At 64.8% G+C, this 24,189-nt stretch carries 21 protein-coding genes; 9 read left to right on the top strand and 12 right to left on the bottom strand.

The window, feature by feature from the left end:
* Positions 1-20: 20 nt before the first annotated feature.
* The gene (locus tag Q7514_RS11945; protein ID WP_330133457.1) at positions 21-455 is read left to right on the top strand and encodes a DoxX family protein; all 435 of its coding nucleotides are present in this window, start codon (positions 21-23) and stop codon (positions 453-455) included.
* On the opposite strand, the gene Q7514_RS11950 is transcribed toward Q7514_RS11945, so the two are convergent.
* The 3 genes from Q7514_RS11950 to Q7514_RS11960 form a co-directional block, all read right to left on the bottom strand.
* Positions 433-2,313 (bottom strand): galactan 5-O-arabinofuranosyltransferase, encoded by a 1,881-nt coding sequence (locus Q7514_RS11950; protein WP_330133565.1) that lies wholly within the window; start codon positions 2,311-2,313, stop codon positions 433-435. The genes Q7514_RS11945 and Q7514_RS11950 overlap by 23 nt on opposite strands.
* 143 nt (positions 2,314-2,456) lie before the next feature.
* Positions 2,457-3,218, bottom strand: a complete 762-nt coding sequence (locus tag Q7514_RS11955) for a decaprenylphospho-beta-D-erythro-pentofuranosid-2-ulose 2-reductase (protein ID WP_330133458.1) — start codon at positions 3,216-3,218, stop codon at positions 2,457-2,459.
* Positions 3,218-4,642, bottom strand: a complete 1,425-nt coding sequence (locus Q7514_RS11960) for an FAD-binding protein (protein ID WP_330133459.1) — start codon at positions 4,640-4,642, stop codon at positions 3,218-3,220. Before Q7514_RS11960 ends, Q7514_RS11955 begins: the two co-directional genes overlap by 1 nt.
* 79 nt (positions 4,643-4,721) lie before the next feature.
* On the opposite strand from Q7514_RS11960, the gene Q7514_RS11965 reads away from it, so the two are divergent.
* The 4 genes from Q7514_RS11965 to Q7514_RS11980 all read left to right on the top strand — a co-directional run bounded on the left by Q7514_RS11965 (position 4,722) and on the right by Q7514_RS11980 (position 9,408).
* Complete coding sequence (locus Q7514_RS11965) at positions 4,722-5,249, top strand: GtrA family protein (RefSeq protein ID WP_330133566.1); 528 nt, start codon at positions 4,722-4,724, stop codon at positions 5,247-5,249.
* A gap of 549 nt (positions 5,250-5,798) precedes the next feature.
* Positions 5,799-7,514 carry a hypothetical protein gene (locus tag Q7514_RS11970; protein ID WP_330133460.1) on the top strand — a complete coding sequence of 572 codons (1,716 nt, stop codon included), beginning with the start codon at positions 5,799-5,801 and terminating at the stop codon, positions 7,512-7,514.
* A gap of 53 nt (positions 7,515-7,567) precedes the next feature.
* Positions 7,568-8,740, top strand: coding sequence for a sensor histidine kinase (locus Q7514_RS11975; RefSeq protein ID WP_330133461.1), 1,173 nt, complete (start codon positions 7,568-7,570; stop codon positions 8,738-8,740).
* Positions 8,734-9,408, top strand: coding sequence for a response regulator transcription factor (locus Q7514_RS11980; protein WP_330133567.1), 675 nt, complete (start codon positions 8,734-8,736; stop codon positions 9,406-9,408). The genes Q7514_RS11975 and Q7514_RS11980 overlap by 7 nt, the downstream gene beginning before the upstream one ends.
* Positions 9,409-9,416: 8 nt before the next feature.
* Here the strand turns inward: Q7514_RS11980 and rfbC are convergent, their stop codons facing one another.
* The gene (gene rfbC, locus Q7514_RS11985; protein WP_330133462.1) at positions 9,417-9,998 is read right to left on the bottom strand and encodes a dTDP-4-dehydrorhamnose 3,5-epimerase; all 582 of its coding nucleotides are present in this window, start codon (positions 9,996-9,998) and stop codon (positions 9,417-9,419) included.
* A 4-nt stretch (positions 9,999-10,002) separates the two neighbouring features.
* The gene (gene rfbA / locus Q7514_RS11990) at positions 10,003-10,878 is read right to left on the bottom strand and encodes a glucose-1-phosphate thymidylyltransferase RfbA (RefSeq protein ID WP_330133463.1); all 876 of its coding nucleotides are present in this window, start codon (positions 10,876-10,878) and stop codon (positions 10,003-10,005) included.
* A 33-nt stretch (positions 10,879-10,911) separates the two neighbouring features.
* Here rfbA and rfbB point away from each other — a divergent pair, with 33 nt between their 5' ends.
* The 3 genes from rfbB (at position 10,912) to Q7514_RS12005 (ending at position 15,480) form a co-directional block, all read left to right on the top strand.
* The gene (gene rfbB, locus Q7514_RS11995) at positions 10,912-11,919 is read left to right on the top strand and encodes a dTDP-glucose 4,6-dehydratase (protein ID WP_330133464.1); all 1,008 of its coding nucleotides are present in this window, start codon (positions 10,912-10,914) and stop codon (positions 11,917-11,919) included.
* Between the two features lie 147 nt (positions 11,920-12,066).
* Positions 12,067-13,971: a glycosyltransferase gene (locus Q7514_RS12000; RefSeq protein ID WP_330133465.1), complete on the top strand. Its 1,905-nt coding sequence runs from the start codon at positions 12,067-12,069 to the stop codon at positions 13,969-13,971.
* 3 nt (positions 13,972-13,974) lie between these two features.
* Positions 13,975-15,480, top strand: coding sequence for a glycosyltransferase family 39 protein (locus Q7514_RS12005; protein ID WP_330133466.1), 1,506 nt, complete (start codon positions 13,975-13,977; stop codon positions 15,478-15,480).
* Here the strand turns inward: Q7514_RS12005 and wzm are convergent.
* Both wzm and Q7514_RS12015 read right to left on the bottom strand, forming a co-directional pair.
* Positions 15,468-16,316 carry a galactan export ABC transporter permease subunit Wzm/RfbD gene (wzm, locus tag Q7514_RS12010; RefSeq protein ID WP_132472584.1) on the bottom strand — a complete coding sequence of 283 codons (849 nt, stop codon included), beginning with the start codon at positions 16,314-16,316 and terminating at the stop codon, positions 15,468-15,470. The genes Q7514_RS12005 and wzm overlap by 13 nt on opposite strands.
* A 58-nt stretch (positions 16,317-16,374) precedes the next feature.
* Entirely contained in the window at positions 16,375-17,481 is a 1,107-nt protein-coding gene (locus tag Q7514_RS12015) for an aminotransferase-like domain-containing protein (RefSeq protein WP_330133467.1), read from the bottom strand.
* Between the two features lie 66 nt (positions 17,482-17,547).
* On the opposite strand from Q7514_RS12015, the gene Q7514_RS12020 reads away from it, so the two are divergent.
* Positions 17,548-17,994, top strand: a complete 447-nt coding sequence (locus tag Q7514_RS12020) for a MarR family winged helix-turn-helix transcriptional regulator (RefSeq protein ID WP_330133468.1) — start codon at positions 17,548-17,550, stop codon at positions 17,992-17,994.
* Positions 17,995-18,032: 38 nt separating this feature from the next.
* Here Q7514_RS12020 and Q7514_RS12025 read toward each other — a convergent pair whose 3' ends face one another.
* From Q7514_RS12025 to Q7514_RS12045, 5 genes are all read right to left on the bottom strand, one after another.
* Complete coding sequence (locus Q7514_RS12025; protein WP_330133469.1) at positions 18,033-18,731, bottom strand: universal stress protein; 699 nt, start codon at positions 18,729-18,731, stop codon at positions 18,033-18,035.
* A gap of 49 nt (positions 18,732-18,780) precedes the next feature.
* Entirely contained in the window at positions 18,781-20,073 is a 1,293-nt protein-coding gene (gene nhaA, locus Q7514_RS12030; protein WP_330133470.1) for a Na+/H+ antiporter NhaA, read from the bottom strand.
* 172 nt (positions 20,074-20,245) lie between these two features.
* Positions 20,246-20,947 (bottom strand): DUF6796 family protein, encoded by a 702-nt coding sequence (locus tag Q7514_RS12035; RefSeq protein WP_330133471.1) that lies wholly within the window; start codon positions 20,945-20,947, stop codon positions 20,246-20,248.
* A 97-nt stretch (positions 20,948-21,044) separates the two neighbouring features.
* Positions 21,045-22,829, bottom strand: a complete 1,785-nt coding sequence (locus Q7514_RS12040) for an AMP-dependent synthetase/ligase (RefSeq protein ID WP_330133472.1) — start codon at positions 22,827-22,829, stop codon at positions 21,045-21,047.
* Positions 22,830-22,976: 147 nt separating this feature from the next.
* Positions 22,977-24,134 (bottom strand): hypothetical protein, encoded by a 1,158-nt coding sequence (locus Q7514_RS12045; RefSeq protein ID WP_330133473.1) that lies wholly within the window; start codon positions 24,132-24,134, stop codon positions 22,977-22,979.
* Between the last annotated feature and the right edge of the window lie 55 nt (positions 24,135-24,189).

Here is a 24,189-nt window from a genome sequence, read left to right on the forward strand (position 1 = left end):
ATCGAATCCAGGAGATCATCATGACCACCCATTCCGACACCAACCGCGACACTCACAGCCCCGCAGAAACGCCCGGTCGGGGCGCCCGCATCGCCGGCCTGATCGTCAGCGGCCTCGTAGTCCTGTTCCTGCTCTTCGATTCGGTCATTCACCTCATGAACACGTCGCAGGTGCAGGAGGCCATGGCCGACCTCGGCTTCGATCCGAGCCTGAACCGGGTGTTCGGGGTCGTGCTGCTCATCTGCCTGGTGCTCTACGTCGTGCCGACCACAGCGATCCTCGGCGCGGTGTTGCTCACCGGATACCTCGGCGGAGCAGTGGCGACCAACCTGCTCACCGAGCAGCCGATCGCCAGCACCACACTGTTCCCGATCTACACCGGAATCTTCGTGTGGGGCGGATTGTGGCTGCGCGACAACGGGGTTCGGAACATCATGCCCCTTCGGCGCGCGTGACCACGGCGAACGGCCCTACGTCGGTGATCGTGAAACGCGGGTCGTCGAACAGGGTCTCGGGGAAGGTGACCGTGTATCGGCGAACGTTCGGATCGTTCGGGTAGACATCTTCTGCCAAGCGAAGCGTGTAGCCCTCGGCGCCCTGTCGGAAGACGACGGCATCGGGGGCACGCCACTGCAGCGAATCCCACGCGGAGAGCAGTTCATCGGCGGACTCGAGCTCCGACCACTCCTCGATTGCCGCTGCACGGCCGGCGAAGTCCGCGAGCGGATTCGCGTAGTGCGACGTCAGCGCCTGGAAACCGAAGTAGGGGTAGTACGCGAGGAGTGCGGTGTCCGCGGTGAGGACCACGTGGTCGTCGCGTTCACCACCGAGCTGTGAGCGCAGCGTCTCGTCGATCTCCGCGTAGTACGACGCGGCGCCCGGCGGACGTTGGTCGGCGCGTTCACCGTTGCCGTCGGTGTCGGTGTAGGCGACGGTGATGTCGTTGGCGAGCAGTTGCGGAATGTTCTGGGTGAACGCCAGCGCGCCGAGTGCGCCCACCGCGACGAGTACGCGCCGCACGTTCGGGTTGTCACTGGAGGCGAGACTGATCCACCGCGAGAAGTCGACGAACGCGAACGCACCCGCCGTGCCCAGCAGTACCAGCAGGATCACCTCGAGCCGGAACGCGAGCAACGTGTTGCCCATCGCGGTGAACGCCATCGATGCCAGGAACCACAGATACACCGACACGACGCCGAGCCCGAGCGCCTGCGCGCGTCGCGACGACGTCGCCCGCCCGATCAACCACACACTGCCCAGGAGGCACAGCAACCCGATCAGCGACATGTGGAACATCGGCAGCGGCAGGCTCGCACCTGTGTCGGGCAGATAGTGGGTCGCGGAGCCGGACCCGGCGGTCGAACCGCCTCCGAGCACGTCGAGCAGGAACGGCGCCCACACGATCAGCGCGACGACCCCCGCGATCACCGCGATGGAGACGAACCGCACGAGCACCGGCACCGTACCGCGCCACGATCCTTGGGCTCGCTTTGCGAGCAGTGCCGCGACCACCGCCATCACCGTCACCGCGAACGCGGCCAGGCCCAGGTACAGCGTGTAGAACGTCGCGGCGATCCCGAGGAACAGGCCGGTGCCCACTACCGCGCCCCACCCCTGCCGTGCGCGTTTCTGGTAGTCATCGCCACCGAAAGCGCGCACGGGGTCGAGGGCGCCCCAGGCCAGCACCAGAGCCGGTGCGATCAGCAGAGCGATCACCGCGCCGTACGGCTCCGGCGACCCGTAGGCGAGCACGATCACAGTCGATGCTGTCGCCACCAATACCGCGAGATCCGACCGGACGAGTTCCGACCACAGCACCAGCGCCACCACCGCCGCGACCGCCAGTGAGGCGATGGCATAGGGCTTGAAGGCCTCCCAGCCGTCCATCCCGAGCAGGTTCGCGACACGGCCACCGATCCAGAACCAGCCCGCCGGATAGAACGGGGGCATGTCGGCGTAGTTCATGTCGCGCAGGGCCGCGCTGTCGGTCAGTCGCGTGAGGAACTGCGTGCGGAACTCCTGGTCGACGGAGATTCCGTGCAGATACAGCTTCGTCGCGGCCAGCGGCATGCCGAGGGTCGCCGTGACCAGGCCTGACAGCGCCGCCCACGACAGCACGCGCGCGCCCGTCACCCACTTGCGACGACGCAGCAGGTAGATCGAGCATCCGAGTGCAGCCAGTGCGACGAACTGCAGGACCGTCGTGACGGCCTGCGTGACGTTCGACGAATTGAACGCCGGCCACTGCACTCGTGCGAACGCGAACAGTCCCACCCCTGACACGACGATCGCGACGACCACGGCCGCAACCATGCGACCGGCGGTCGTCGCGACCTTCCGAAACGGAGCGACGGGGATGACGGTGGAACTCGCGGCGACTGTCACGGGACCCGAGCCTAGTGAAGCTGTGGGCTCTGGCGGTGAAGCCGGGCCCCGTGACGGTGTGGCCGGTGCCGTCAGATCGGCAGCTTGCGGAAGATGGCGCGCGGAATGTGCCGAAGCACGATCATCACGAACCGGAACGGGCCCGGTGCCCACACGATTTCCTTGCCCTTGTTCGACGCGGCCACCGCGAGTGCGGCGACGTCTTCCTTGTTCACGGTCAGCGGCGCTTCGTCGACGTGCGCGCTGAACTTGGTGCGAACCTGGCCGGGCCGGACGACGGTCACGCGCGGACCGAACGGGCGCAGCGCCTCGCCGAGGCCCAGGTAGAAGCCGTCGAGACCGGCCTTCGACGAGCCGTACATGAAGTTGGCGCGCTTGACGCGCTCACCGGCCACCGACGACATCGCGATGATCCGGCCGAAGCCCTGCGCCTTCATCTTCTCGCCGATGAGGACGCCGACGGACACCGACGCCGTGTAGTTCACGTTCGCGACGCGGACCGCCTTGACCTGGTTCTGCCACAGCTCTTCGGAGTCACCGTCGAGGCCGAACGCGACGATGGCAACATCCACGTCGCCACCCTGCCAGGCTTCGTCGATGACCTTCGGGTGGGTTGCAGTGTCGAGTGCGTCGAAGTCGATGACGTCGACCTTCGTTGCACCCGCAGCAGTCATCTGGGCGGCGGATGCGTCGCGCAGCGGGTCGCCCGGCAGCGTCGCGAGGATGACGCGGGCGGGCGCCTTGCGCAGGTACTCCTCGACGATCGTCAGGCCGATCTCGGAGGTGCCACCGAGAAGCAGCAGGGTCTGGGGATTGCCGACAGCATTGATCATCAGTGGAGTTCCAACCTTCTGGACATATCGGAGGCGAAGACGTTGGTGGGGTCGACCGTGCGGCGCACCTTGAGCCACTCGCCGATGCGTGGGTACATCGCGTGGAAAGTCTCCGCGTCGGTCCGCGAATCCTTCGCTGTGTAGAGGCGACCGCCGAATTCGAGGACGCGCTTGTCGAGTTCACGGACGAACTCGTTCAGTCCGGCCTTGATCGGGAAGTCGACGCAGATGTTCCAGCCCTTCATGGGGAAGCTCAGCGGCGCTTTGTTGCCGTCACCGAACAGCTTGAAGACGTTGAGGAACGAGTAATGCCCCGATGCCTGGATGTCGATGATGATCTTCTTGAACTCGTCGACGGCCTCCGGCGGTACCACGAACTGGTACTGCAGGAAGCCTCCCGGGCCGTAGCCGCGGTTCCACTCACCGAACATGTCGAGCGGGTGGTAGAACTGCGTCAGATTCTGGACTTTGCCCTGGTAGTTGCCCGCCTTGCGGTACCAGAGTTCACCGATGGTGGAGAACGTGTACTTGTTCGCCAGCCCGTTCGGGAAGATATCCGGCAACGTCAGCAGCTGCGGTGCGTCGAACTTCAGGGGGTTCTTCTGCAGCTTCTTCGGAAGCTGATCGACCGTCGCGAGTGAACCCCGTGAGATCGCAGCACGACCGAGCTTCGGAAGCGGCGCGACCGCGTCGAACCACGCGCTCGAGTAGTCGTACTTGTCCTCGGAGCCGTCGCTGTGCGCCGCGATCGTCTCATCGAGGGTGGACGTGACGACACCGTCGGCGATGAAGTACGCAGTCTCGGTAGGTGTCATCTCGATGGTCGCGCGCAGGATGATGCCCGTCAGGCCCATGCCGCCGACGGTCGCCCAGAACAGCTTGGAGTTGCGCCCGGTGGGTGTGCACGTGCGGATCTGACCGTCTGCGGTGAGCAGATCGATCGAACGCACGTGGTTGCCGAAGCTACCGGCGCTGTGGTGGTTCTTGCCATGGATGTCGGAGCCGATGGCACCGCCGATCGTGACCTGGCGTGTGCCCGGAAGCACCGGCACCCACAGGCCGAACGGCAGCGCGGCGCGCATCAGCTGATCGAGGTCGACGCCGCCGTCCACCACGACACGACGCGACTCGCGGTCGATGCTGTGGATCTTGTTCAGTGCCGTCATGTCGACGACGAGCCCACCTGCGTTCTGTGCGGGGTCGCCGTACGAGCGGCCGAGACCGCGCGCGATGACACCGCGACGCAGGTGTGTCGGCTTCGTCTCGTTCTGCTCCGCGACCTGCGCGACAGCCTTCGCGATGAGCTCGACGTCGGGTGTGGAGAGCACCTCCGCGGTGGTCGGCGCGGTGCGCCCCCATCCGGTCAGGGTGCGTGTCTGGGTGGGGAGAGGCTCGCTCGCCTGCTCTTCAGCTGTCGTAGACATCGGGGTAGAGGCTACCCGCGTTCGCTCACTACCCGGCAAGATGCCGTAGGTCACTCGTCGTGTTTCGGTGAGAATCCCGATGTCGTGCGGTGCGGATCGTGGCGCGACGGGCGCTACCCTCGACTCCGTGCCCGAACCCCACGACCACGTTCAGCCGCTGCCGGAACACCATGCTCCGCTCGCTCCCGAACTGCCGCTGACCGACTCGACCGCAGACGAAGCGCTCGATCTCAAGACGCAGTTGGTGCGGTTCGTGCTCACCGGCGGGCTGTCGGCAATCGTCGACTACGGCCTGTATGTGCTGCTCATGGCGCTCGGCGTCACTCGTGATCTTGCGAAGGCGCTGTCCTTCATCGCGGGCACCACAACCGCTTACCTCATCAATCGCCGCTGGACCTTCCGGGCACCCCCGAGCCGAGTGCGGTTCGCCGCTGTCGTGATCTTGTACGCGGTGACGTTTGCAGCCCAAGTCGGTATCAACCGGGTGCTCAACGAGTCATTGGGCGACAACTGGTGGGTGACCCCGTTTGCCTTCGTGGTCGCCCAGGGCGTTGCGACGGTCATCAACTTCGTCGTGCAAAGGGTCGTGATCTTCCGGATCCGCTGAACCGAAATCCTGGGGGAGGCAGTTTCGTCGTCTGCGGGGAGACTCGGTAGCGACGGCGCATCTGTTGCGTCAAGTACATCTTCGCTGGTCGCTTCCCTGTACCTGTCCTGAAGTATGTCTGTGGTCATACTCCTTCGGTGAAATTTCGGCCTTGCGACGTATTCGATCGCGGACCATTCGATAATAAATTGATGAATTCGCGAGAATAATTTCTCGGATTCATTTCCTGGGATCGTGGACTTCCTTCTCGAATTTCTCTTGGTAATTTTCCGAAACGTCGATACTGTGCCTTCGAAGGCTGCAGACTTCGTTTCCGAGAGCCATTCATTCCAGGAACAGGAGATCGAGGAAGTGCACGCAGAATCGCGTCTATCTCTCGTTGTATCCGCCGCCGTACTTGTGATATCGATGGTTGCTGCGTGCGGTACCGCGGACTCATCCGAGGTATCGGCGGTACCGGATCCGCCTGCCGCCGAGAATATATCGGTGCGCCAACTGCCGTTGCCGCCCACGGCGCCGGCATCCGAACCCGGTGCGTGCAGTGCGACGGTGAATCCCAACGGGACCGGATGTATCTCGGCCGAAGATGGGATCCTGGGCAGCCCCGGTTACATGTGGGACGGTAACCACACGCTGCTGGGCATCAAATTCGGTGGAGCCTCGGCAGCGCCGGATCCCGCTGCGGCGTATGACGGTGATCAAGTGATCATTGTCAAGACAGATGGAACGACCTTTGCCAACGGCGATGGCTGGAAATGCATCACGTGTGGTGTGCCGGAAGAGAACAAGCTCGCGATCAACAGCAATATCGTCGACTACCCGCAAGCGTTTCGTGACGGTAAGCGAGCGTTGGTAGGTACGAACATTCTTGATTGTGGTGACAACGACATCATCTCTGATGCCTGCACCCCCGAACAGACCCGCATCTATCCGATTGCCGCAGACGGAACCGGCGGAATCATGCGCGAACTACGAATACATCCCGACGGCATTCACCTGGGATACAGCAATCTGTTCCGCCTGGACGGAAAGTTCGAGCAGCTCGGAACGATGGGGCGGTTGACGTTCGACGAGACTCCTGCCGAGGGTGCGCCGCGCTACGAACTGAGTGACATATCGTTCATGCTCAGCCCGGACCCGCAGAAATCGGGGCGCTTCATCAGTGTCGATCCCGAGAATCCCGATCACCTCCTCTTCGACGATGGTGTCGCGGTGGTCGGGGAGTTCCGAGGGTGGACCAACGACGGCAAATCCATCCTGGGTATCGGTAGCCAGGATTCGTTCAACTACGACGTGTTCACCACGGATCTGCAGACGGGCGAGTCCACCCGCAGAACCACCGACCCCGCGTACACCGATCCGGTCAAGACCTCACCCGATGACGAGTGGACCGTACTCATGGACGGCCGGGTGGACGACCGGATGTACTTCGCGAGCGCCCTGCCTGTTCCCCCGTTGATCGAACTGGCCAACTCGAGTGCCCTCGGTTATCTGTACAACAATGGTGACCGCCGATTCTTCCAGCCCTACCTGGTCGACCAGTACGGCGAACGCGGTGAATACCAAGGACAACAGATCAACGGCGGGGGCGACGAGGCACCGGGCAACGGCGGCATCAGCGACCCGTTGTGGGCAGGCCGCGCAGATCCACAATGGTCGCCGGACGGCACGAACATCGTCTACTACCAGGCACTCGTCTCCGCTCCGGCCTGCGGCCCGGACAATCCGCAGGTCAGGATTTGTCCCACCTCGAACGAGCAGGGCGGACGCGACTCGCGGTTGATGATCGCCGAACTGACCGACCGCCGGCCGGATCCTCGACCCGCTCCGGAGCCGATCAGTGACGACATCCCCTGGGGCACACCGTGGGAGGAGGGAGATCCGATCCCGGTCCGCGGTCATGTACCGCCCGGCACGTACATCCTTGAGGGCCACCATTCCGGTGAGGCTCGAGTGGTCCTTACCGAGAACGACAGCAAGACCGATGTGAACACGGTGGACGTCACCTATACGGACTACTCCAACGACGGTGACAACTTCATCAACGGGACAGAGAGCAGCGAACGCACGCCGTATACCTGGCATGCGGATCTCACGATCACCGACCGGGACGGAAACGTGGTCGGCACCCGGAAGACCTCTGAGCCGGAGGGGTTCGTCGTGATTCCCGAGCCCGGCCAGCTCGCGGGGATCGCTACCATCACCGGTACCCTGACCACCACGGTCGGTGATCGGATCTACCGGTCGCCGACGACGGGGAACTGAGGCGTTGCGGCTACACGGGACGTGCGCCGATCCCAGCGGACAAGAAGGAAACGTTGTTCACCCCACCCGCTCGGCCACGAACGTGGCGTCGCTTGGGCCTCGACGCCCTCGTTGCCGTCGTTGCGGCGGTCAGCAGCCTTCCGTTCCTCTATCTGGACCATTCGGACGGTCCCGTCGCGGAAATGTTCTTGGTCGTGGCACTGAGCGTGCCGCTGGTTGCTCGCCGGGATTGGCCCGTCACCGTGTTCCTCGTCATCGTCGGCGCTGTCGTCATTGCGGCGGTCTACCAGCCGGATTTGTTCGTGACTCCTGTTGCACTGGTTTCCCTGTATACCGTCGCCGCCGAGCGCTCTCGTAGAACAGCCCTCACCGCGGCGGTGGTCCTGGCATGCGCGCTCACGGCGCTCGACTGGAACAGCGGCGACGGCACGCCGTGGGAACGTGCTGTGTTCTTCGGTTGTCTGGTGCTCGCAGCACTCGGGTTGGGGCTCTACAGTTCGGCGAGGCGAGCGTATGTCGCGACGCTGGTCGAGAACGCGGCACGATTGGAGCGCGAACGAGATCAGCAAGCCGAACTGGCCGCCGCAGCTGAACGGGCCCGAATAGCACGGGAGATGCACGACATCGTTGCCCACCACCTCACCGTGATCGTCAGCCTCAGCCAGGGTGCCGCTGCGAGTATGACGATCGCGCCCAGCGCCGCAGAGGAAGCGTTGCGAGAGATCACGAACAGCGGGCGGCTGGCGCTGCGTGACACCCGCAACCTTCTCGGTGTCCTACGGGAGGCGTCACCGACCGCTCCGAGTCGACAGTGTGCACCGAACGCGCCGGTGCCCACGCTGAGTGACATCGACGGCTTGATCGGCCGCGTGCGCGCGGCGGGTGTGTCACTCACCTATGAGACTCAGGGCGAGAAGGCCGACACGACCCCTGGAATCGAGCTGACGGTGTACCGGGTAGTCCAGGAAGCATTGACGAACAGCCTTCGGCACGCGGGACATGATACTGCGGTCGATGTACTGATACAGCACGCCGACAGGGACATCCGGGTCATGGTCGCCAGTACCGCCAACAGAGGTCGAACCACTGTTGTTCCGGCCACCGAGGGTCGGGGATTGACCGGAATGAAGGAACGTGTGCACGCCGTCGGCGGAACAATCGAAGCCGGGCGAACCCCGACCGGATGGCTGGTCACCGCGGTGGTCCCTGTCGGTGCGGAATCATGATCAGGGTAGTGATCTGTGACGACCAGGATCTGCTCCGGGTCGGCTACAGGATGATTCTGGAAGCCACCGGCGAGATCGAGGTGGTCGGCGAATCGTCCGACGGTGAATCGGCAATCGCTTTGTGCCGAAAGGTGAAGCCCGATGTAGTGCTGATGGACGTGCGCATGCCCGGAACCGACGGGATCACGGCGACGAAGCAGATCACTGCCCGTGCGCGCGATACTCGGGTCATCATCCTGACCACCTTCGACGTCGACGAGTACGTGTATGCCGGCCTGCGTGCCGGAGCCAGTGGTTTCGTCCTGAAGGACGCGCTCGCAGATGAACTCGTCACGGCTATCCGAACGGTCGCCGAAGGCGCTGCGGTATTGGCTCCCTCAGCCACTCGCAGGCTGATCGACCACTGCATTCCGTTGCTGCCCGACCCGGACCGAGAATCCCGCCGCGACGAGGTCGCCCGCGAGCTCACCGACCGCGAGCGAACGGTGTTCGGGCTCATGGCCACCGGGAAGTCGAATCGCGAAATCGCTGCCGAGCTCTTCCTCTCGGAAGGTACTGTCAAAATCCACGTCGGCAGGATTCTGGCGAAACTGTCCCTACGAGACCGTGTCCAAGCGGTCGTTCTGGCTTACGAAACCGGTTTCATCACGCCGGGCGATGATAGATAGGCAGACGCTCACATGTGGGGCAACCGTCCCGCCGCACGTGCTTCGGCGAGCGTCGGTGCGGCCCGGTCCTTGGCCGACAGCTCGTACTCGAGCCGGCTTCCGTTGCGTCCGACTGTAGGCCACTCGATCCCGATCTCCGGATCCAGCGGATACACCTCATGCTCACGCTCCGGGTTGTAGCCCGTCGAGCACAGGTACATCACCGTCGAATGGTCTTCCAACGCCAGGAACCCGTGCCCCAACCCCTCGGAGAGGAACATCGCACGACGATCGACGGTATCGAGCAACACCGAATCCCACTGCCCGAACGTCGGCGACCCCACCCGCAGATCGACGACGACGTCCAGCACCGACCCCGACGCACACGTCACGTACTTCGCTTGTCCCGGTGGCACATCCGCGTAATGGATTCCGCGCAGCACACCCGCGGCAGACACCGAGCAATTGGCCTGCGCCAGATCGAGTTCCCGACCGGTCGCGTCCGCGAAGGTGTCCTGCTTGAACCATTCGAGGAACACCCCTCGGTCGTCTCCGAACTGCTTCGGCGTGATCTCCCAGGCGCCGGCGATCTTCAGTTCCCGGTACTGCATGTCCTCAGGAGTCCTTTCCCCGTGCGGCCAGGTCCAGCAGATAGGCGCCGTACCCCGATTTCACCAGTGGATACGCCAAAGCCGCCAATCGGTCGTCGGTGATGAACCCGCGTCGCCATGCAACTTCCTCGGGCACACCGATCTTCAAACCCTGACGTTGCTCTATCGTGCGCACGAAGTTCGACGCATCGAGCAGGGAATCGAATGTGCCGGTATCGAGCCATGCGGTGCCTCGTGGCAGCACCTCGACCTGGAGCTTGCCTGCCTCCAGATAGGTGCGGTTGACGTCGGTGATCTCGTATTCGCCACGAGCGGAGGGCTTCAGCGATCGCGCGATATCGACGACATCGTTGTCGTAGAAATACAATCCCGGCACCGCGTAGTGCGACTTCGGATCCGCCGGCTTCTCCTCCAAGGACAGCGCACGACCGTCGGAATCGAACTCGATCACACCGTATGCCGACGGATCGGAGACCCGGTAGGCGAATACGGCACCGCCGTCGACATCGGCGAAGCGGGTGAGCTGCGTGCCGAGCCGGGGTCCGTAGAAGATGTTGTCGCCCAATACCAGAGCAACCGTGTCGGTGCCGATGTGATCGGCTCCCAGGACGAACGCCTGTGCCAGCCCGTCGGGCTGCTCTTGGATCGTGTAGGTGATGTCGATGCCGAACTGCGACCCGTCGCCGAGTAGATGCCGGAACTGACCGGCGTCGTGCGGGGTGGTGATCAGGAGGATGTCGCGGATACCGGCGAGCATCAATGTCGAGAGCGGGTAGTAGATCATCGGCTTGTCGTAGACGGGGGTGAGCTGCTTGCTGATCCCCAGGGTGATGGGGTGCAGCCGCGAACCGGTCCCGCCGGCCAGGATGATTCCGCGCATGCAGGTCAGTGTCCCATGGGTAGGGTTGGAGCAATGAAGCTGCTCGTCACCGGCGGTGCCGGATTCATCGGCGCGAACTTCGTCCACCAGACAGTGGCGGAACGTCCCGACGTCGAGATCACCGTCCTCGACAAGCTCACCTACGCGGGCAACCTCGAGTCCCTCGCGCCGGTGATAGACGCGATCACCTTCGTTCACGGCGACGTCGCCGACACGGTCCTCGTCGACCGGCTCGTCGCCGACAGTGATCTGGTGGTGCATTTCGCCGCCGAATCCCACAACGACAACTCCCTGGCCGACCCGTCGCCGTTCGTGCAGACCAACCTCGTGGGCACCTTCGCGCTGCTCGAGGCGGTCCGTAAGCACGACGTGCGGTATCACCACATCTCCACCGACGAGGTGTACGGCGATCTCGCGCTCGACGACCCGGCGAAGTTCACCGAGACCACGGCCTACAACCCGTCGAGCCCGTACTCGTCGACGAAGGCCGGCTCCGACCTGCTCGTCCGCGCCTGGGTGCGTTCGTTCGGAGTACGCGCGACCTTGTCGAACTGCTCGAACAACTACGGCCCGTACCAGCACGTGGAGAAGTTCATCCCGCGGCAGATCACGAACGTGCTCACCGGGGTGCGGCCCAAGCTGTACGGCACCGGAACCAATGTGCGCGACTGGATCCACGTCGACGACCACAACCGTGCGGTGTGGACGATCATCGACAAGGGTGAGATCGGTGAGACCTATCTCATAGGTGCCGATGGTGAAACGGACAACCGCACGGTCATCGAGACCGTTCTCGAGCTGTCTGGCCAGGACAGAGCGGCGTTCGATTTCGTCACCGACCGTCCGGGTCACGACCTGCGCTACGCGATCGACGCGACCCGGCTGAAGACCGAGCTCGGCTGGGAGCCGGTCTACAAGGATTTCGGATCCGGCCTGCATGCGACCATCGAGTGGTACCGCGCGAACGAGGCGTGGTGGCGGCCACACAAGAACGCCACCGAGGCCGCTTACCGCCGCACGGAACGCCCTCTCGAGGCCTGAGCACGAGGTCCTGTAATGGGCAAAAGGCGCATTTTCCGTGATCCTCACCAATCGGTCGCAACTCTCACGTGATCGGCGGGCGGGGGTGTTCCCGCTGATAATGTCGCATCCGGACCAACAGGATCGACGAGATCGGGGAGTTACTCGATGGAGCAGGCACCTGCCGGCGACACGACAACTGACGGAAGCAACGTCGACGCGCTGGAGGACGCCCTCATCGAGCCGGTACGTCGCGATCGCCTGATCGTTCAGCGCGGATTGTTCGGGTCGCTCTCGCCGCGCGTGCCCGAGAAGATGTACGTGGTCACCAAGGGCGACGCCGCCGCCGACCGGCACGGGTTGCAGCTCGCCGAGGCCGCGACCGCCCACACGAACACCTATTTCGGTCGGTTCGCCGCGACCTACTGGCAGCGCTGGACAGACGTGAAGTCGGTGAACCTACAGCTCACCTACGCTTCGTCGGGCAGCGCGACCTTCACGGTGTCGGCGTCCGACGCCCGTGGTCGCGAGCGCATCGTCACCACCTCCAAGGTATCGGGTTCGGGCGACCTCGATCTCGAACTTCCCATCGAGCGGTTCGTCGACGGCGGCGCGATGTGGTTCTCCGTGGAGTCCGGCAATGGCTCGCTGCTCGTCTCCGACGCCCGGTGGACCGTTGCTGCTCCCGAGCACCTGCGACCTGCCGCCGTCGTCATCTGCACGTTCAACCGCGCCGACGACTGCACGGTCACTGTCGGCACTCTCGCCTCCGACGACGATGCGATGTCCGACATCGATGCGGTGTGCATTGTCGACCAGGGCACCGACCAGGTGCGTTCGCGTCCTGCGTTCGCGGAGGTCGAGGAGAAGCTGGGTAAGAAGCTGATCTATCTCACGCAGCCGAACCTCGGTGGCGCGGGCGGATTCTCCCGCGGCATGTACGAGATCACCGGCTCACCGAACTCGGCGCACGCCAACGTGATCGTCATGGACGACGACATCCTGTGCGAGCCGGAATCCGTACTGCGGCTCAACGCCTTCGCGAACATGACGGTGCAGCCCACGATCGTCGGTGCCCAGATGCTGTCGCTGAGCAACCCCCAGATCCTGCACGTCGGTGCCGAGCGTGAGGTTCTCGACGAGATCACCGCCGGCGAGCTCACCCCCGGCGCGAAGATGGGCATAGACCTCGTCAAGAAGAAGCAGGAACCCCGCTTCGACGCAGGCTGGAACGGCTGGTGGACGTGCCTGCTGCCCTCCGAGATCATCGCCGAGTGTGGTCTGCCGATCCCGCTGTTCTTCCAGTGGGACGACATCGAGTACGGGATTCGTGCCCGCTTCGCCGGGCACCCGACCGTCACGCTTCCGAACGCGGGTGTGTGGCACGCCGATTTCCACCTCAAGGACTACGACGATTGGGCGCGGTACTTCAGCATCCGCAACGGTCTCGTCGTCTCCGCGCTGTACGGGCGGTTCGATGGCAACGACATCTCGAAGTACCTGTTCCGCAAGATCAGCGAACTGATCGTGTCGATGCAGTACGGCCTGGCGGCGACCTTCATCAAGGCCGCCGAGGATTTCCTTGCCGGACCCGATTTCCTTTACGACGGCGGTCAGTCGGCACTCCGGGAGCTGCGCGAGCTGCGCGATCGTTACCCCGAGACGAAGCCGCTGCCCGCGTCGGAGGTGGGCAAGGAATCTGATCCCCACACCCAGATGAAGGTGTGGGACTTCGAACCCGACAAGAAGCGTGAGGGCCTCGTTCTCCTCAAGCGGGCGGTGCAGCAGTTCCGGGGCAAGGTCGACGGCCGGCAGGTCACAGTTCCCGCACACTTCGCGAACTGGTGGCACGTGTCGTTGTTCGAGAACGCCGTCGTCACCGACGCCTCGCAGAACGCGGTGCGGGTGCGTCGCCGCGACAAGGACACCGCCGTCGAACTCGCGAAGCACGCCGCGAAGGTGTGCTGGCGGCTCCGTAAGGAAGCCCCGCAGATGAAGAAGGTGTGGCACGACGCCATGCCCAAGCTGACCAGCCGCGAGAACTGGGCTCGTCTCTACGGTATCGACGAGTAGTCCATGAGGGCATGGCCGCTCCCGCTGTCGATCGGGGGAGCGGCCATGTTCATCGGTGCAGCATTCTCGTGGGTGCCGTCGTTCTGGTGGGACGAAGCTGCCACGATCTCCGCGGCGAATCGCTCTGTCGGGGCACTGTTCGACCTGCACGCTCTGCGCGACGCCGTGCACGGATTGCACAACCTGCTCCTGCACTGGTGGTTCTCGCTCGTCGGCATCAGTGAGTTCACCTCCCGGATTCCGGGTGCGGTGGCACTGGGCGTCGGCGCGGCCGCCGTCACAGCGACCGGGCAGAAGCTCTCCGGCCGACGCGTCGCTGTCGTGGCAGGGCTGCTGTTCGCGATCACTCCGCGGGTCACGTGGGCAGCCACCGAGGCGCGCTCGTACGCGTTCGCGATCGCCGGTGTCTCGGTGCTGACCCTGCTGCTGGTGACGGCACTGACGACGGGCAAGGCGCGCTGGTGGGTGCCGTATGTGCTGCTGGTGACGGTGTCGACGGTGATGTTCGTGTACACCGCGACAGTGATCCTCGCGCACGCGGTGACGGTCCTCGTGATGAAACGCGACCGGATGCGGTTCGGCGTGGCCGCGGCGGTGGGGCTCGCGCTCTCGGGGCCGTTCGTGGTGCTCGCGGCGTCCCAGGTGCGGCAGGTGTCGTGGATCCCGCCGCTCGACGGCACAGTGACACGCACGATCCTCGTCGACCAGTGGTTTCCGCAAGCACCGTGGGCGGCGGCGCTGTGCGCGGTGATCGTCGTTGCGGGTGCGGTCGTCGCGGTGCGGACGGGCGTGACGCCGGGTGAACGGATGCTGCTGCGGGTGGCGCTCCCCGGGTTCGCCGTGCCGATGACGGTGCTGCTCGTGTATTCGCTGGTGGTGCGCAATCTCTATCTCGACCGGTATCTGTCGTTCACGGTGCCGGCGATGGTGCTTCTGGTGGGCTGGGCGCTGGCCCGGCTCGCGACCCGGTGGTGGACGATGCTCGTTGTCTTCGTCGCGCTGGTTGTGGCTGTGTCACCGGCGTACATTGCCCAGCGTCAGCCGTACGGGAAGGCGGGTGGCATGGATTACAGCGCGGTCGCCGACCGGCTCGTCGAGGTGTCGGAGGTGGGGGACTGCGTCGCGTTCGAACCGACCGTGTCGTGGGCGCCGACATCCCCGCGAGCACTGATGGATGCGCGACCGGATGCGGTGGCGGGTCTCGACGACGTCGGGTTCGGTCTCAGCGCGGTCGAGCGAACCCAGCTGTGGTCCACCGATGTGTCGCCGTCCGAACTGGCTCGACGCGCCTCCACCCGGTGCACGGTGCTGTGGGTGATCGCCGACCGCGACCGCGAGACCGCCTGGAAGCTGTGGCATCCCAACAACGTGTGGTGGCGGTTCGAGCCGTACCGATTCATCGACACGGATACGTTCCGCGAATTGGCCGCAGGCGGCTTCGAGATCACCGCCCGCGAACCGGTCCACCGGTTGCAGCTGATCCGATTGGAACCCGCTCAGACCCAGTAGGCGACGCGCGCGCGGTAGTTGCGCATCGCGAGCAGGGCGAGTCCCCAGCCGAGCACGGTGATCACCAGCACGATGACCCAGTGGTAGAGCTGCTGATCGCCGCCGAGCAGCGGGGTCCGGACGATGTCGAGGAAGTGGTACAGCGGGTTGATCTCGGCGATCTTGGCGCGGCCCTCGTTGCCCGTGCCGACGAGGGTCTGCTCGGTCCAGATGATCGGCGTCATGAAGAACAACAGCTGCACGATGCTGCCGAGCAGTGGCGAGATGTCGCGGTAGCGAGTGGAGAGGATGCCGAATACCAATGAAACCCACACGGCGTTGATCGCGATCAACGCCAGGGCAGGTATTGCCGCGATCGCGGTCCAGTGCAGTGGCTGTGGAAACACGATGAGGATGCCGACGTAGATGACGATGTTGTGTGCGAACAAGATCATCTGACGCCAGACCAGGCGATACACGTGCACACTCAGCGGTGTCGGGAGCTGTTTGATCAGACCCTCGTTGGACATGAACACGTCCGCGCCCTCGAGGATCGAACCGCTGATCAGGTTCCAGATGATGAACCCGAGCGCCACGTACGGCAGGAACGTCGGGACGTCGAGATTGAACAGCGTTCCGTAGAGGATTCCCATCGCAATCGCCGAGACACCGGTCGCGATGGTGATCCAGAACGGGCCGAGCACCGAGCGACGGTAGCGCTGCTTGATGTCCTGCCACCCGAGGTGGAACCACAGTTCCCGATGCGAGAAACCATCGCGGAGATCCTCGAATGCACGCTTGAACGTGCGGGAGGACGATTCGATCGGTTCGTCATCGACAGTGAGGGCATCAGACACGGGTCCCGAGCCTACCCGCGTCGAAATCGGCCCGGTTCCGGCGTGGTCGTAGCGATGGTCACAGCCCGCAGGTGGCCAGAAGCTGCGCGAGTGTCCGGAGTCCGCGTTCGGTGGCGTCCGCGTCGGCGTGGCTGAAGTTCAGGCGCATGGTGCCGAGCTGCGGTCGGTCAGGGAAGAACTCCTCGCCCGGCATGAACGCGACACCACGATCGATTGCGGTGGCGAGAAGCGTTCGGGTATCGATCGGCTTCGTGAGGCGGAGCCAGAAGAACAGCCCGCCGGCAGGAGTCTCCCACTCGGCGAGTCCGCCGAGGTGGCGACGCAAGGCGTCGTCGAAACTGTCGCGGCGCGTCCGGTAGAACGAGGCGAGTTCGTCGAGGCGACTCGCCCAGCTCGGGTCGGTGAGAGCGTTGCGCACGAGTTGCTGGGACAGGGTGGAGCTGTGTAGGTCGACTGTCTGCTTGAGCATCACCAATCGCGGGAACAGATCCTCGGACGCCGTGAGGAACCCGAGGCGCAGTCCGGGCGCGAACGTCTTGGAGAACGAGCCCTGATACACCCAGGACCCGCCGCCCATACGTGCGGTGACGGGCGCTCGGTGGCACGGTCCGTACGCGAGTTCGCGGTACGGGTCGTCTTCGAACAGTGTCGTGCCGCTGTCGAGGCAGGCGCGGGCAAGGCTGTCGCGTTCGCCGTCGATCGCGCACCTTCCGGTGGGGTTGGCGAAGGTGGGCACGACGTACGCGAGCGGAGCGCCCGGGCTGTCGGCCCAGTTCAGGTCGGTGAAGTCGGCGCCGTACAGACGGAACACCTGGAGCGCCGCAAGGTAGGTGGGGGATTCGACGGCGACCGGAGTCCCGGGGTCGACGAACAACTTCGCGACGAGGTCGATGCCCTGTTGGCTGCCGGACAGAATCATCACGCGCTCCGTCGGCGCGTCGAGGCCGAGCGCGCGTAGTTGCTCGGACACGAGGGTGCGCAGCTCGGGGTCGCCTTCGCTCGGCCCGTATTGCAGGGAAGTGGGGGCGATGGAGTGGGTGAGGTGTGGGAGCGTCTCCGACGCGGGAAGGCCACCTGCGAACGACACCATGCCCGGCCGGTCGATGACGGAGAGAATCTCGCGGATCGGTGACGGTCGAAGCGAGGCGATGCGTTGGGAGAACATGGACAACCCGTCTGATAGGTCAACGTTATTGACGTACTCTAAGGCGTGAGTGAGAATAAGGTCAATATGTTTGACCCAAATCGTGAGAGGGAGCTGAGGGCGGCGATCGAAGACTTCTTCTTCGGATACCGCGCCTTCACCGCGCTACCCGATCGGCTACTTGCCGAACGTGGACTCGGCAGGACGCACCACCGCATTCTGCATTTCGTCCGCCGCGACGACGGGCTGTCGATCGGCGCGCTCCTCGACATCCTCGGCATCACCAAGCAGGCGCTGCACCGGCCCATCAAAGACCTCGAGTCGCAGGGCCTGATCGTCATCGCGCCCGACGCCGCCGACCGGCGGGTCCGTCGACTCACGATCACCGACGGCGGGCGGGCACTCGAAGCCGAACTGACCGATGCCCAGATGCGCCTCCTCGACGACACGTTCCGTCAGGCAGGTGAGGGGGCGGAGGCCGCGTGGCGGGCGGTCATGGATTCACTTCGCGCGAATCCGTCCGACCCTCGCTGACGGAATCGGGTGCGGGCCGAACCGATCGGGAAGGGATTCTACTGAGTCGACTCTTCGACCTCCTCGGCAGGAACGCGCAATGCCACCGGCGCGGACGGATTCTGGCCGGCAGATGCGGTCTGTGTCGGATCGACGACGAGGACCGGTACGGGACAGTGCTCGGTGAGGTATGCCGCGACACTGCCCATCATCTGTTTGGACAGACCGCGGCCGCGTTTGCCGATCACCAGCACGTCGGCGTGCTGCTCGGTCGCGAACCAGCGAAGGCTCTGCCCCGCGGGGCCGGCGATGACGGCGTAGCCGACCGGAACGTCGTCGGTGCCGGCCGCTGCGGCCTCCAGGCGTTGCTTAGCCCTGGCAAGCACCTCCGAGTCGACGTCGGCTCCGTCGTCGTACGACACCACCGCGACGAGTTCGAGCACCCCGCCGCCCGGGGCGAACAGTTTCCGCGCGGTGCGCAGTGCCTGCTCCGCGTGCTTCGAGCCGTCGAACCCCACCATCACTCGCAGGCCACCGGATTCCTCGCTATCGGTATCCCACATCGCGACCGGTTCCGACGCCACGGACCGAGGACTCCGTTCGATTCGTTCGAACGCGATGGGTACGAACAGGGGCCCGAGGATCACCGCGATGATCGTCCAGCGGGGATCGTGCCCCTTGCGGGCCATCCACAATCCTGTGGCGAGCCCGGTGAGCACCCACACACCGATGAAAACCCACAGCGCCGTCCAATTCACGGTGTCCTCCTGAAGTGTGAAGGGGCGAAGTCGGAGGGGGTCACGGTGCTCAGCGCCCCTGGTAGACGTCGGGGATTCCGTCGCCGTCGTCGTCGACCCGGTCGCGTTCGGCGACGCGGCGGTACGCACGGTTGCGGATGGTGAGGACGATCGACGCCAGAACGGCACTGAGCACCGATCCGAACAGCACCGCGACCTTGGCGTGGTCTGCCTCGAGTGATCCGGCGCCGAACGCAAGGTCGCCGATCAGAAGGGAGACCGTGAATCCGATACCTCCGAGCAGTGAAACACCGAACACGTCGATCCAGCGCACGTCGTCGTCGAGTCGGGCTCGCGTGAATTTCGCCATGACGAAGGTGGTGCCGAAGATCCCGACGACCTTGCCCACGACGAGCCCGGTGGTCACACCCACGGAGACCGGATCGGTGAGCGTGGAGGTGAGACCCGAGAGACCTCCTACTGTGACGCCTGCGGCGAAGAACGCGAAGATCGGCACCGCGATGCCGGCGGACAGGGGTCGGATCCGGTGTTCTACGCGTTCGGCGACGGCGATCTTCTTGCCTTTGACGTGCCGTGACACGGGGACGAGGAAGCCGAGCAGCACACCTGCGATGGTGGCGTGCACCCCGGACTGGTGGACGAGCCACCATGTGATGATGCCCAAGGGCACCAGAATCCACCACGCCGTCACGCCGCGTTGCATGGCGAAACCGAACGCGGCCAGCGGAATCAGGGCTGCGCCCAGGTACAGCAGGTTCAGATCGTCGGTGTAGAACACGGCGATCACCGTCACCGCGAGCAGGTCGTCGACCACCGCGAGGGTGAGCAGGAACGTTCGCAACGCCGTCGGCAGATGCGACCCGATCACCGCGAGAACGGCGACCGCGAACGCGATGTCGGTGGCGGTCGGTACCGCCCACCCGTTCAATGCCGCGGCGCCACCCTGCAGGTTGATCGCGACGAAGATCAATGCCGGGGCCGTCATCCCACCGACCGCGGCGACGATGGGCATCGCCGCACGTCGGAGATCACGTAGATCGCCCTCGACGAATTCACGTTTGAGTTCGACACCGACGATGAAGAAGAAGATCGCCAGCAATCCGTCGGCCGCCCAGGTGCCCAGCGACAGGTGCAGATGCAACGACTCCGGGCCGAACGTGGTGTCGCGCAGCGCGTGATACGAGTCCGACCACGGCGAATTCGCCCAGATCAGCGCCGCGAGCGCAGCAAGCAAGAGCAGGGCGCCGCCGACCGTCTCCTTGCGGAGGATGTCCGAGACGCGGCGTGATTCTTCCCAGGAACCGCGTGACAGCAAGGGAAGCGAAGAAAAGATTCCGGGCATCACACGCCTCCGGATACGGCGAGGGAATCGTTGCGATGGCACGACGGAATCATGAGACCTCCGGTTCGACAGCAGAAAACACTCGCCGACCAGACTTCCCGGCACACCGCTCATCACCGTACCGCACCGGCCGCTCCCGGCCGGTGCGCCGAGAGAAAATGCCGAGCGAAACTCAGGAGCGCCGCGCAACCCCTGCGACCGCGTTTGCCGCGAGCATCCCGAGGCTGATCCCCGCTCCTTCCCACCGTTCCTTGTGCTTCGTCGGCAGCAGATTCGAACCCGCAACCACCGCCGCGACGGGGACCAACGGGGTGACAAGTGCCGCCGACCAGCGCGGATATCGAGTGCGGCCCTGATATGTGAGTACGGCGGTCTCGACGGACACCGCCGCGACCGCGACTCCGAACGCGAGATAGGCGGTGCGGATGGCCTGGGAGATCTCCTCGGCCTGGTCGAGGAGCCTGGCGCGCTGTGCGGACCCGGGGTCCGCGTCGTCTGCGGCATGGAACGTCGCGCCCCACGGATAGAACGTGCCGTGGATGAACGACGCGATCGATGCTGCGCCGGCGTAGGTACCGGCGATACGCACCGCGCGAGCGTTGCCGGCCGGACGCACAGCGTCGTAGAGCTGCCAGGCGGAGGCTACGTGCAGCGGCGTCGCGAGCACACCCCACAAGGCTCCCGCTCGCAGGCTCGTCGTGGACGACCCGAGCAACACCGCGGCGGAGGTGTCGAGGTCCGGTTCTTCGCGCAGGAGCCGACGATCCTCCGGTCGGGCGCGTGTGCCGAGCAACAGCAGGTCGCCGACGGTGTAGCACGCGGACGCTGCAGCACCCGCGAGTGCGCTCGCCCGCGCCCAGTTCATCTTTGCCATAGCGTGCACTACCTCCCCACGTTGTTTCGTAGGGACACTAGCCGCGCCCGCCACGATGTGGGGGTGCGACGAAAGCCGCGCACGCTTCGGCGCGGGTCTACGGCAGGTTCTCGTAGAGCATCGCAATCTGCTCGGAGTACTTTGTGTCGATCGGCTTGCGCTTGAGCTTCATCGTAGGGGTCAGTTCGTCGCCCGACGGTTCCCAGATGGTGGGCAGCACCCTGTACTTCTTGATCTGCTCGACTCGTGACAGCTTCGAATTCGCCACCTGCACGGCTTTCTCGATCGCATCGAGGACGACGGGATCCTCGGCGAGCTCCTCGTGGGTGCCGGACAATCCGTGTTCCTGCGCGAACGCTGTGAGTGCATCGGGGTCGAGTGCGAGCAACGCGACGTTGAACGGCCTGTCGTTGCCGATGGCGACGGCCCCGCCGAGCATCGGACACGCTGCGCGGAGCACACCCTCGATGTTGGCGGGCGACATATTCTTTCCCGCGGCGTTGACGATGAGTTCCTTCTTGCGGTCTATGAGTCGCACATAGCCGTCGGAGTCGATCTCGGCGATGTCGCCGGTATGCAGCCACCCGTCGGAGTCGATCGCGTCGGCCGTCTTCTCCGGATCGTTGCGGTACCCCTTCATGATCAGAGGACCTTTGACCAGGAGTTCGCCGTCATCCGCGGTCTTGATCTCCACGCCGGGGACCGCCTGGCCGACGGTGCCGATGCGGATCGCGCCGGGACGGTTCATCGTCACCACACACGACGTCTCCGACATGCCCCAGACCTCGGAGCACGGGATACCCAGCGCCAGAACGAATTCGAGCACCTCGGGTGAGATCGCGGCGGCACCGGTGACGGCGGCGCGGACCTGGTCGAGTCCGAGCTTCTGACGGATCTTCGACAACACCAGCTTGTCGGCGAGACCGTGCTGCAATTCGAGTGTCCTGGGGACGGGTCTGCCGTCGGATTGCAGCCGAGCGCGTGTGCGACCGACGTCGATCGCCCACAACGCGAGCTTCTTCTTCACTGGGCTGGATTCTTCGGCGAGAGTCTTGTCGATCGCGGCCTTGAGCTTGTACCAGACCTGTGGCACAGCGCCGAACAGCGTCGGACGGACACTCGGCAACACCGCGATCGCCTGTTTGAGATCGTCGAGCGTCGTGATCTGCATGCCGCCGTAGATGCTCGAGTAATGCGAGCCCCACCGGTTCGCGATGTGCGCATCGGGCAGATACGACACGATCCGGTCGTCGGGACCGGTGGGCAGGAACGTCGTGGTTGCCTTCAGCTCGGCGAGAAGATTGGCATGGGTGAGTTCGACCCCCTTCGGGGGGCCAGTCGTGCCGGACGTGTAGATGAGGGTGAGCAGATCCGACGGCTGTACCGCTTTCCACGCGGCCCCGAAATCGAACTCTGCATCGGCGGCGGCTTCCAGATCGTCGAGTGACAGCGTGCCCTCGGGCTTTGCGTCGACGCACACCAGGTGCTCGATCTTCGTGGTGCCGATCGCTTCGCGCAACACCGGGGCGAACTGTTCCTCGCAGATCATCACGTGATTGCCGGCGTTGCCGAGTACGTACGAGATCTGGTCGGCGGTGAGCGAGTTGTAGATCGAGAAGGGGGTCGCGCCCAGGTGAAATGCTGCAGTGTCGAGGACATGGAACTCCGGCCGGTTGGTCAGCATCAGGCCGACGGTGTCGCCGTGCCGGACCCCGAGCCCGGCGAGTCCGGCAGCGAGCCGCTCGACACGGTCGGCGTATTGACGCCAGGTGTACCGGACGGAGTCGTTCGGTGTGCGCAGTGCGACGCTGTCGGGATACGCCGCGGCGGTGGTCTGAAAGGCATCGCAGAGGGTGGACGGTGCGCTGTCTCGTGGTGTCATGATCGCTCCCAGGAGGAATGGTGCGAAAAGTGTAAAGCGGACTGCGCACGTTCGTTGGCGGATCGGTGTGAATGACTGGGGCACTGCGGATCCGCGCTGGTCGTATAAGCGTTGCGACCTACCGTGACGGAATCGGCCCCATCATACTCAGTGCGCGTTGGTGCCGGGTCCCAGAGCCAGGCGCACCTGGGTTTCGATGGCGGAGACGACCGGTTGCGGTAGATGGACGCGCCCGCGTCCGTCGAGATCCTGGATGATCTGCTGCACCTTGCGCAGATACGACGCCTTCTCCTCCGCGTTGTCGGTGGACCGGGCGTGGTTGTAGAGCTTGGCGGCTGTGTCGAGGTCCGAACCGTCCTCGCTGGGGAGATACCCGGTTCCGGCCGCCTTGCCGTCGCGTTCGCACCGCGCCCACCTCCGACGCAGGGCGTCGACGGCCGTCCGGTAGCGGCCCGCGAAGGCCGCGTCTCCCGGGTAGGTGTCGGTGGCCAACGCCTGTGCCTCTTCCAGTGCGGTGTGGAAGTCCATCACGGCTTCGCGGGTGATGTCCGTGACACCGGGATACCTAAGGTAGAGAGCGGGATCGAGCTCGTATGCGCCGTACTCCGACAGGACCCGGTTGTGGACGACGCGAGCGGCTTCCCACAGGCGGACGTCGGCGGCCGGAGACGCGCTCGTCTCGACCGGCTCTGGGCTGCGACTCGCCTGGGGCTCAGCCGCCTCGCGCGCAGGCTCGGTGGCGGTGCGGTGGCCGGCGGGTTTCATCTGTGGGTAGGTACGAGGTCTCGCGGGTACCGCGCGTCGCAACCGTTGCATGATCTCGATCGCCACGGGATCGGTCTCCAACAACGCAACCACGTAGACGGCGCCGTCGCGAAAAGTGAGTTGCAGCGACCGGACTCCCCGGACACGAAGGTCCCGTTCGTCGGGCGCGATGCGGGTCGTGGGTGACTGCTCCTTCGAAAGCGCGACATCGGTGAGCTCGGACAGTGGGCGCACGTCGTCGGCCGTGTCCTCGGTGCCGATGAGTATCTGTTCGTCGACGACCCCGAGCCGGACTGCGGCGCGCTGCTGAGCGAGCGACCCGAACGAACGCATTGCGAGTGCACAGGTCACGGATGCGCCGACGACCACCACGATGACCGTGGAGGGCACCCCGACGAGCGCGAGAACGAGGAGAAGCGGTATCGGTGCGAGCAGGAACGTCACACCGAGGAGCTTGCGGATCAGCGCCGGACCGTCCGCGTACTCGGTGCGTGTGATCAGGGCGGGCACCGTCTCGGGCCGCGCATCCGTAGCAGTCATGCCGGGAGCATCGTTCCACGCATGGCAGAAACGCTACCGTGCCGATGCCGTCGGG

Source organism: Rhodococcus artemisiae (assembly GCF_036327795.1).
Classification (GTDB): domain Bacteria; phylum Actinomycetota; class Actinomycetes; order Mycobacteriales; family Mycobacteriaceae; genus Rhodococcus; species Rhodococcus artemisiae.